The 9,721-nt window shown below is 32.0% G+C and carries 8 protein-coding genes; 4 read left to right on the top strand and 4 right to left on the bottom strand.

All coding sequences use genetic code 11. From position 1 onward, the window contains the following. A partial coding sequence (locus NAT47_RS09755; protein WP_250582294.1) for a transposase occupies positions 1-330 on the top strand: 330 nt, incomplete at its 5' end. A gap of 102 nt (positions 331-432) precedes the next feature. On the opposite strand, the gene NAT47_RS09750 is transcribed toward NAT47_RS09755, so the two are convergent. Next, positions 433-2,586: a carboxy terminal-processing peptidase gene (locus tag NAT47_RS09750; protein WP_250582292.1), complete on the bottom strand. Its 2,154-nt coding sequence runs from the start codon at positions 2,584-2,586 to the stop codon at positions 433-435. Between the two features lie 142 nt (positions 2,587-2,728). Here NAT47_RS09750 and surE point away from each other — a divergent pair, with 142 nt between their 5' ends. From surE to NAT47_RS09735, 3 genes are all read left to right on the top strand, one after another. Further along, a complete protein-coding gene (surE, locus tag NAT47_RS09745) occupies positions 2,729-3,496 on the top strand; it encodes a 5'/3'-nucleotidase SurE (RefSeq protein ID WP_250582290.1) in 768 nt (255 codons plus the stop codon). A gap of 16 nt (positions 3,497-3,512) precedes the next feature. Beyond that, positions 3,513-4,628, top strand: coding sequence for a lipid-A-disaccharide synthase (lpxB, locus tag NAT47_RS09740; protein ID WP_250582288.1), 1,116 nt, complete (start codon positions 3,513-3,515; stop codon positions 4,626-4,628). A 105-nt stretch (positions 4,629-4,733) separates the two neighbouring features. Beyond that, positions 4,734-6,746: a ComEC/Rec2 family competence protein gene (locus NAT47_RS09735; protein ID WP_250582286.1), complete on the top strand. Its 2,013-nt coding sequence runs from the start codon at positions 4,734-4,736 to the stop codon at positions 6,744-6,746. A gap of 2 nt (positions 6,747-6,748) precedes the next feature. On the opposite strand, the gene NAT47_RS09730 is transcribed toward NAT47_RS09735, so the two are convergent. Genes NAT47_RS09730 through NAT47_RS09720 form a run of 3 tightly spaced genes read right to left on the bottom strand, consistent with a single transcriptional unit; the run spans position 6,749 to position 9,720 of the window. Continuing rightward, positions 6,749-7,216 carry a thioredoxin family protein gene (locus tag NAT47_RS09730; RefSeq protein ID WP_250582284.1) on the bottom strand — a complete coding sequence of 156 codons (468 nt, stop codon included), beginning with the start codon at positions 7,214-7,216 and terminating at the stop codon, positions 6,749-6,751. A gap of 48 nt (positions 7,217-7,264) precedes the next feature. Beyond that, complete coding sequence (locus NAT47_RS09725; RefSeq protein ID WP_250582282.1) at positions 7,265-8,737, bottom strand: peptide MFS transporter; 1,473 nt, start codon at positions 8,735-8,737, stop codon at positions 7,265-7,267. Continuing rightward, a complete protein-coding gene (locus tag NAT47_RS09720; protein ID WP_250582280.1) occupies positions 8,737-9,720 on the bottom strand; it encodes a PDDEXK nuclease domain-containing protein in 984 nt (327 codons plus the stop codon). Before NAT47_RS09720 ends, NAT47_RS09725 begins: the two co-directional genes overlap by 1 nt. Position 9,721: the final 1 nt, after the last annotated feature.

The raw sequence follows: 9,721 nt of genomic DNA, 5'->3' as shown, positions 1-9,721 counted from the left end.
GCATTAGAAGATTTTGCCAATAAATGGAATCATAAATATCCTTATGCAGTAAAATCTTGGGAAGAAAATTGGGAAGAACTCACCGTGTTTTTTGACTTCCCAATAGAAATTAGAAAAATAATTTATACCACTAATTTAATCGAGAATCTTAACGGTAAGATTAGAAAGTACACCAAAAATAAATTATCGTTCCCAACGGATGATGCTGTTTTAAAATCCGTATATTTGGCTCTGAGAGAAGCAACCAAAAAATGGTCAATGCCAATCCAAAATTGGGGATTAATCCTCAATCAGTTCTTAACTATATTTGAAAAAAGGGTTCAACTTTAAGTAAAAAGTCAAACCCCATTATTTTTAACTTACACACTTTTTAGGATAGTGTCAACTAAAAAAAAGCTCGATAAAATCGAGCTTTTTTTTAGTTTATATTTCTTAATTCATACTAAATTTCTGAGAAAAAGCTTTACCCTTTAGCAAAGACTTCATATCTAAGATAACATTTAAAGTCTCTTCAATGTAAATATCTTTTTGTAAATCTTCGTGCCAACGTTCACGTTTTTGTTTCAATACAGTGTCTTTTTCAAAAAGAGTAACTTCATCAGGTAGTGAGTGGAATTTTAAATGATTGTTATATTCAGAAATCGCTTTAAATTTCTTGGCTTTTACATCGGAGGATTCTATTTCCTTCTTGAAATCATTAAGTTTTAAACTAAATACATTTTCATCTTTTCTTTCAAAAATCCACTTAGCATTTTCATCAATTAAATTAAAAGTAGCATTGGAAGCAATACGCTTATTACTATTAGCAATAATACCTTCATAATTAACATTAAGAGGTTCGTAATTCGCTGGTGCGATTTTATCCCAAGGCAAAGCACTTTCTTCGTCGCGTTCTCCCATATCTAAATAAGAGAAACGATCAGGAAAAACGATATCACTTCGAACGCCTTCTCTTTGAGTAGAACCACCATTAATTCTGTAGAATTTCTGAATTGTAGTTTTCAATGCTCCCAAGTCGCCATAAGAACTTCCTCTTACAAATTGATTTAAATCGATAACATTTTGAACCGTCCCTTTTCCATAGGAATGCTTACTTCCTACCACAATTCCTCTCTTATAATCCTGAATGGCAGCAGCAAATATTTCAGATGCAGAGGCAGAAAAATTATTAATCATTACTACCAGTGGACCATCATAATACACTTTCTTATCTGCATCTGGCAAAATTTCTGGATTTCTTCCGGGAGCTTTTACTTGAACAACGGGTCCTTCAGGAATAAACAACCCAACCATTTTAACAACAGTTTCTAAAGAACCCCCTCCATTATCTCGAAGATCCATCACTAAACCATCAATATTTTGAGCTTTTAATTTTTCAACCTCAGCGGCTACATCTTTAAAGGCATCTCTTTTTTGTTTATTTTCAAAACTGATATAAAATTTTGGAAGATGAATGATCCCAAAACGTTTTCCGTCTTTTTCAACCACACTTGATTTGGCAAAGGTTTCTTCTGTTTCTACCTCATCTCTGATAATAGAAATTACTTTAATGGTGCCGTCAACTTTTTTTACTGTTAAGCGAACTTCTGTTCCTTTTGGTCCTTTAATTTTTTTAACAACATCGTCCAAACGCATTCCTGCAACATCAATAGGATCTTCTTTACCTTGGCCCACTTTCAAAATCACATCCCCAGCTTCCAACTGTTTCCCTCTCCAAGCGGGACCTCCTGAAATCAACTCTGAAATCTCTACACCCGATTCTTTCTTTTGTAAACGAGCACCAATTCCTTGAAATGTTCCACTCATACTTACATCAAATTTTTCTTTATCATCAGGAGAAAAATAGAACGTGTGCGGATCATAACGTTCTACAATTGAATTTAAATAAATAGCAAACCAATCACTTCTATCTAACTCGTCTTCAATAAAATCAAAATATTCATCCAAAGATTTCAATGAATTTTTTCTTACGTCCTTTTCAATTTCTTCAAAAGATTTTATCTCTGCTTTAGGATCTTTTTCTTTTTTATCTTGTTCTAATTTTTCCTTATCTGTTATTGAAGACAAAGCTTGCAATTTCAGTTGTTTTCTCCATCTATCCTTCAAATCTGACTTATTTTTAGAGAACGGCATTTTTTCATAATCAACATTAATCGTTTCGTCCTTATTAAAATCAAATGGTTTGGCTAAAACGTCTTGATAAATTTCTCGAGCCTCTTTCATTCTCTTTAACAAACGTTCGTTAGTTAAATTAAAAAAGGTAAGATCTTTATTTTTAATCATATCATCAATCGAAGTTTCATATTTCTGAAACTCCTCGATATCGCTTTGTATAAAAAAACGTTTTGTTGGATCTATATTATCCAGGTATTTAGCATACACTTTTTTAGAAAATGCATCATTCATTTCTATAGGACTGTAATGTCCACGCTCCAAGACAAATGTCAACAACTCTAATAAAAGTTTATCTTTTTCAGAGTCTTCTTTTTTTTCAGTAGGAATAAAACTCCATAAAATTGCTGATAGAGCAGTAATCAGCAATATAACCTTATAATTTCTTTTCATAAAATCCACAATTCGTTTCATTGAAAAATTTTCAACTAAATTACACAAAAAATCATGCCACAAGTGCGCAAATTACTATAATTTTTTGTTAAACACACAAAATTTATCCAACAAAAAAAAGGTTTCGATTTAAATTATTTAATTTAGCAAAAAATGTACAAAAATGACAAAACCACTGATATTAGTAACTAACGATGACAGCATTGTTGCTCCAGGTATTCGCGCTTTGATTGAAGTGATGAAAGAATTAGGCGAAGTTGTAGTTGTAGCTCCCGATAGTCCTCAAAGTGCAATGGGACACGCGATTACCATAAACAATACCTTAAAACTAGAAAAAGTACATTTAGACAAAGACTTAGAACAGGAATACAGTTGCAGCGGAACTCCCGTAGATTGTGTAAAAATTGCCGTAAACGAAATTCTAAAAAGAAAACCCGACTTATGTGTTTCTGGAATTAATCATGGTTCCAATTCTTCTATCAATGTGATTTATTCTGGAACTATGAGTGCTGCTGTTGAGGCAGGAATCGAGGGTATTCCCGCTATCGGATTTTCGCTATTAGATTACAGTTGGGATGCCGATTTTGAACCCATCAAAAGTCATATAAAACAAATTGCTTCTGAAGTTTTGAAAAACGGTTTGCCCGAAGGCGTAATTTTAAACGTTAATTTTCCAAAATTAAGCAAAGAAGAAATTAAAGGTGTCAAAATTTGTCGCCAAGCAAAAGCCATATGGCAAGAAGAATTTGACAAAAGGACCAATCCACAAGGAAAAGAATATTATTGGTTAACTGGACAATTTGTCAATTTGGACAAAGGAACTGATACCGATGAATGGGCTTTAGAAAATGGTTACATTTCAATTGTACCCGTGCAATTTGATTTAACGGCACATCATGTGATGCAACAATTGAATTCTTGGGAATTATAAATTTAGAGGACTAAAAATGAAATATTATATCATAGCAGGAGAAGCTTCGGGCGATTTACACGGTTCAAACTTAATGAAAGCATTGTATGAAAAAGATCCAACTGCCGAAATTCGTTTTTGGGGTGGCGATTTGATGCAAAATGTGGGCGGAACTTTAGTAAAACACTATCGCGAATTGGCTTTTATGGGTTTTATTGAAGTCGTTATGAATTTAAAAACGATTTTGAATAACATCAAAATTTGCAAAAAAGACATTGAAGCGTTTCAACCAGATGCCATAATTTTCATTGACTACCCTGGATTTAATATGCGCATCGCGACTTGGGCAAAAGAACGAAACATTCCGACTCATTATTATATTTCACCTCAAATTTGGGCTTGGAAAGAAAATCGCATCAAAGCTATCAAACGCGATGTAGATTTCATGTATGTAATTCTTCCATTTGAAAAAGATTTTTACGAGAAAAAACACAACTTCCCTGTTCATTTTGTCGGACATCCGCTAATTGATGCTATTGCAACTAGAACAGAAGTTTCAGATGAAATTTTTAGAAAAGAAAATCATTTATCAGACAAACCAATAATTGCACTTTTACCGGGAAGTCGCAAGCAAGAAATTACTAAAATGCTTTCGATTATGCTTTCTGTTGTGAATGATTTCCCCGATTATCAGTTTGTGATTGCGGGTGCACCTAGTCAGGAATATGAGTTTTACAAACCGTTTTTAACCAATGAAAACGTAAAATTTATTTCGAACAAAACGTATGATTTATTAAGTCACTCGCATGCCGCCTTGGTCACTTCTGGAACCGCAACTTTAGAAACGGCTTTGTTCCATATTCCCGAAGTAGTTTGTTATAAGGGAAGTTGGGTTTCTTACCAAATTGCCAAACGCATCATCACTTTAAAATACATTTCGTTAGTGAATTTAATCATGGATAAAGAAGTGGTTAAAGAATTAATTCAGGAAGAATTAAACACGAAAAACTTAAAATTAGAATTGAATAAAATTCTAAATTCAGATAGTCGAGGCGTTTTATTGCAAAATTATGCCGATTTAAAACAAAAATTAGGTGGCGAAGGCGCAAGTAAAAAGACTGCTGAGTTGATTGTGAATTCTTTCAAAAAATAAAGAGAATTCTTATCGATTAAATATAAACTTAACGGATTTTTTATATTTTTGAAACAAGAAGTCCCAACTCCTTAAAACTAAATACTACTTCAAAAACAAAAGTATTTGAAAGTATTTAAGTTTCCATTACTCACCATTACCATTAGTTTTGCGATAGGAATTATTGCAGAATATTACTTGCAATGGAGTTTTTTAACACTTGTAATTTTACTATTTTCTTTTTTGGGAATTTTTAGCTTCCTCTTTTGGAAAAGTAAAAAAGCTTTGCTTCAAAATTCTCTTTTCGGAATTGCCACTTACCTACTAGCGTTTACCTTGGGGATGATAAGTTTTTATATTCATTCCGATTTAAATTCGAAACATCATTATACTAAAAAGTCATTCGAAGAATCCAATTCCATTCGAGCCATCGTGACCACAACTTTGAAACCGAATGAGAAATATAATAAATATTTCATTTCACTTTCACAATTTAATGATTCGGTAGCTTCCGGAAAACTATTGCTTTATGTTCCAAAATCAAATATTGAGACCTTACATTGTGGAGATGAAATTTGGTTAAACAATACGATTTATCCCATTCCAAAAGCTTTCAATCCGTTCCAATTTGACTATTCGAACTATTTGGAAAAGCAGAATGTCTTTCATCAAATTTACACGCAAGAAAATCAAATTAAAATCATTCAACGGTATAAAACCCTCGATTATTACATCGAAAATTTAAGGAACAACCTCAGCCAAAGTTTCGAAATACATCATTTTCAACCCAAAACCAAAGCCATAATTGATGCCTTAATTTTAGGGCAAAGATTGGAATTAGACAAAGAAACCATTGCCGATTATTCCAATGCGGGTGTGATTCATATTTTAGCGATTTCAGGATTGCATATTTCCATCATTTACTTCTTTATCGTATTCTTGTTGAAACCATTAAAAAGAGTTCGTTTTGGAGCGGAAATTCAATTACTAATCGTCTTAGCGATTTTATGGTTATTTGCTTTGCTTACAGGTTTGCCTGCATCGGTAACTAGAGCCGTGACATTGTTTAGTTTTATTAGTATTGGTAACTATTTCAATCAGCCGAAAGCGATTTATAATGCGTTAGCTATTTCCGCTTTTTTAATTTTATTGGTAAAACCAAATGCGGTTTTTGACATTGGATTTCAATTGAGTTATGTAGCCGTTTTATCGATTGTTTTGTTCCAACCTTTTTACAAGAAATTCTATTTTTCCGAAAATAAAATTGTGATTTACTTTATTGATACTGTTGTAGTTTCTTTGGCGGCGCAAATTGGTGTTTTACCTTTAAGTTTATATTACTTTAACCAATTGCCTTTGTTATTTTTATTAGCAAATTTAGTTATTATTCCACTTTCGAGTTTGGTTTTAATTGCTGGAATTGTGATTTTACCACTTAATTATATTCTTCCTTCCGTAGCGGTTATCTTAGGAAAAATTTTAGAATTCAGTATTCAATTTATGAACGATTACATTCATTGGATTGCCCAATTTAAAAGTGGCATTATCACAAATATTTCGTTTTCGGGTTGGTTGACTTTTTCGATGTATTTGGTGATTGTTACTTTTATCTATTGGATGTATTACACAAAAATTAAAAATGTAAAATATATTCTAGCAACAGTTTTACTTTTCCAATTGAGCTACATCAGTGTAAAATGGAACGAAAATCAAGGAAGTGAATTGGTTGTTTTTAATGAAAAATCAACTTTAATCGGTATCAAAAATGAGAATAGTGTAATTGCATTTACGGATATTCCAAGAAATCACAATACTACTTTGAATCATTATACACGAGGAACTTTCGCTGATTCCTTGCGAATTTTCCCAATGCAAAATGCAATATCCTTTAAAAATAAAAGAATTTTAATTATTGATAGTTTGGGGATCTATAAAACCTCCATTCGACCTGAAATTATAATTTTAACTCAAAATCCAAAAATCAATTTAACCCGATTAATTCATGAAATAAAACCAAGAGAAATTATTGCGGATAAAAGTAATTATAAAAACAATATAAAAACTTGGAATGCTACATGTAGAAAAGAAAAAATCCCTTTCCATGCTATTGCTGAAAAGGGATTTTATAAATTAAAATAAACTTATTTCTTTTTAATAATTTGATTAGCACCATCAATCCAAACTTTTGGACCTCCTGCAACATAACCGGTACTTCCTAAAGCATTTAAATTTACTTTTGCGTCAGCCGTTTTAGTTGCATTTACAAACCAAACTGTTGGATATCCTCTAACTTGTAATTGTTGTTGTAACTGTGCATTTTGCATTTTAACAGCATCTGTTTGGTTGTTTTTTCTTGGAAAATCTAATTCCACTAAAACCACATTATCTTTTGCCCAAGAAATAAATTCTGGTGTTTTGAAAACTTCTTTTTGCAAACGAATACACCATCCGCACCAATCAGAACCCGTAAAAAACAAAAACATTGGTTTATTTTCTTTAATTGATATATCTGTTGCTTTTGACATATCGGTATGCCAAGTTAATCCTTCTTGCGCTTGCATTGACATAGTAGTCAAAGTTAAAAACGCTATAAATAAAATCTTTTTCATGTTATAAAATTTTAAACAAATTTAATCAAATTGAATGCCAAAAAATAATTATTTAACTTCTTGCATTAATTTTCTAATGATTGGAGAAATTGCAATCAAAACTATACCAGCAATTAAAGCATAAATAGCTAGTTGTTGATAACCATCGGTATAGGCGATTAGCTTTTCGGTTTTGGAAGCATTTTCATTGGCAATTGACATTCCTGCACCCAAGATTCCAGCAACATATTGACCATAAGCGCTAGCTAAAAACCACATTCCCATCATAACCGCTTGTAATTTTACGGGTGAAAGTTTGGTCATAATCGACAATCCAATTGGGGATAAACAAAGTTCTCCAAAAGTGATAATGAAATAGGCTAAAGTAAATATTTCCAATGAAGTCATACCCTCAATATTTGCGAAAAATCTCGTGAAATAGAACGTGTAAAAAGCTAAGGCTAGGAATAAAAATCCTAATCCAAATTTTACAACGGTATTTGGTTCGGCTTTTCTGGTATTCAACCAAACCCAAACCAATCCTAAAAGTGGCGCAAATATGATTACAAATAACGAGTTAGCAGCGTTATTTACTCCGTTAGGATCTAAATTAATGCCTAAAAAATCACTTTCTAAATTATTTGCGGCAAATAAACTTAAGGAACCTCCACTTTGCTCAAAAAACGCCCAAAACAAAATAGAAAACACAATAAAAACCATTGCGGCAATCAACTTCTTATTTTCTTGAAGAGAAAAATTTCGCATTTCGTAGGCCAAATACAACAAAGTAACAGGACCAATCGTATACATGAAATAATCGGTATATTCTGGATTAGAAACCATTGTCATGATTAATGGAATGGCTACTAATGTTCCTATATAGGTCGCATATTCGTATAATTTTCGTTTCGAATCTTGCAAATGTAACAAAGGCGAAAGTCCGATAGTTGCCATACTTTTTTGAGTAAACAAGAACGTAACCAAACTAATTGTCATTACAATTCCTGCTAAACCAAAAGCTAAGTTCCATGAATAATTTTTTCCAATATAAATACAGGCATAACCACCTAAAAGTGCACCTATGTTAATTCCAGAGTAAAACAATGAAAAACCAGCATCTCTTCTCGCATCATTTGCTTTATATAAAGTTCCTACCATAGTTGAAATATTTGGTTTGAAGAAACCTGTTCCAATTACGGTAAAGGCAATCCCAAGAAAGAAAAATTGTTTAGGATCGATAGCTAAAATTGCACTTCCGACAATCATCATAATGCCTCCCCAAAACAAGGACTTTCTGTAACCTAAAATTTTATCCGCAAATAAACCTCCGACAAATGTAAAAGCATAAACGAAAGCTTGCGTGGCTCCATATTGCAAATTAGCCACATCTTCTTTCATGAACAATTGATGTACCATGAAAAAAGTTAACATTCCGCGCATTCCGTAAAAACAGAAACGCTCCCACATTTCGCTAAAGAACAAATACCAAAGTTGTTTTGGATATTTACCCTCGAAATTTTGAATTTCTTCTATTGTTTGCATTATTTTTCTTTGTTTAACTCGTATCTAATTCTATCTTGATCTATGATTTGCTTTAAATCTTCTTCTTTAGGCATATAAAGCATATATTGACTAGCAAAAAGCTTGTTATTATCGCTTAATACGGAGTATTTTACAATAGTTTCGTCTTTTTCTGTACAAAGCAAAATTCCAATTGTTGGATTATCACCTTCATTTCTTTTTAAATCATCATACATTCTCACATACATATCAATTTGTCCGATATCTTGATGTGAAAGCTTATCTGTCTTTAAATCGATAATTACAAAACATTTCAAAATGTAATTATAGAAAACCAAATCAATATAAAAATCGGAAGTATCCGTGATAATATGTTGTTGCCTTGCTACAAAAGCAAATCCTTTTCCAAATTCCAATAAAAACTTTTGGATATGATCTATGATAGCCGTTTCAATTTGAAACTCGGTATTCTTAGCATCATTAGAAAGTCCTAAAAACTCAAAAATATAAGGATCTTTTAAAACGGAATGTATTGAAATATTTTGCTCTTTTGAAATCGGATTTAAAGTTCTTTCAAAACTTAACGATTTTATTTGTCGTTCTAATTCTCTAGAATTCCAAGCGTTTTCAGCTGCTTCTTTTAAATAAAAATTTCTTTTATCTACTGAATCAACTTTGGATAGTATTCGATAATGTGTCCAACTCAATTCTTGACGCAATGCGTCAATATTTGAAAAAGACAAATAGAATTTTCTCATATTCGTAAGGTTTGTATAATCAAAACCCTTCCCAAATTCCAAAGTCAATTCTTTAGAAAGATTTTTTAATAGATTGGAACCATAAATAGCTCGAACTTCACCCTGTTGCTCTTCTTCAACTATAAGCTTGCCAATATTCCAATACGTTTCTAACAAAACGAAATTAACAGAACGATATACTTTTTGACGAGAAATTAAAATTACTTCTCGAATGGTATTAAAAAATAGTTCGTTAGTCAAACTCATC

Origin of the sequence: Flavobacterium fragile (assembly GCF_023634865.1) — a bacterium.
Lineage (GTDB): Bacteria > Bacteroidota > Bacteroidia > Flavobacteriales > Flavobacteriaceae > Flavobacterium > Flavobacterium fragile.
This window is presented reverse-complemented; position numbering and strand designations above follow the sequence as displayed.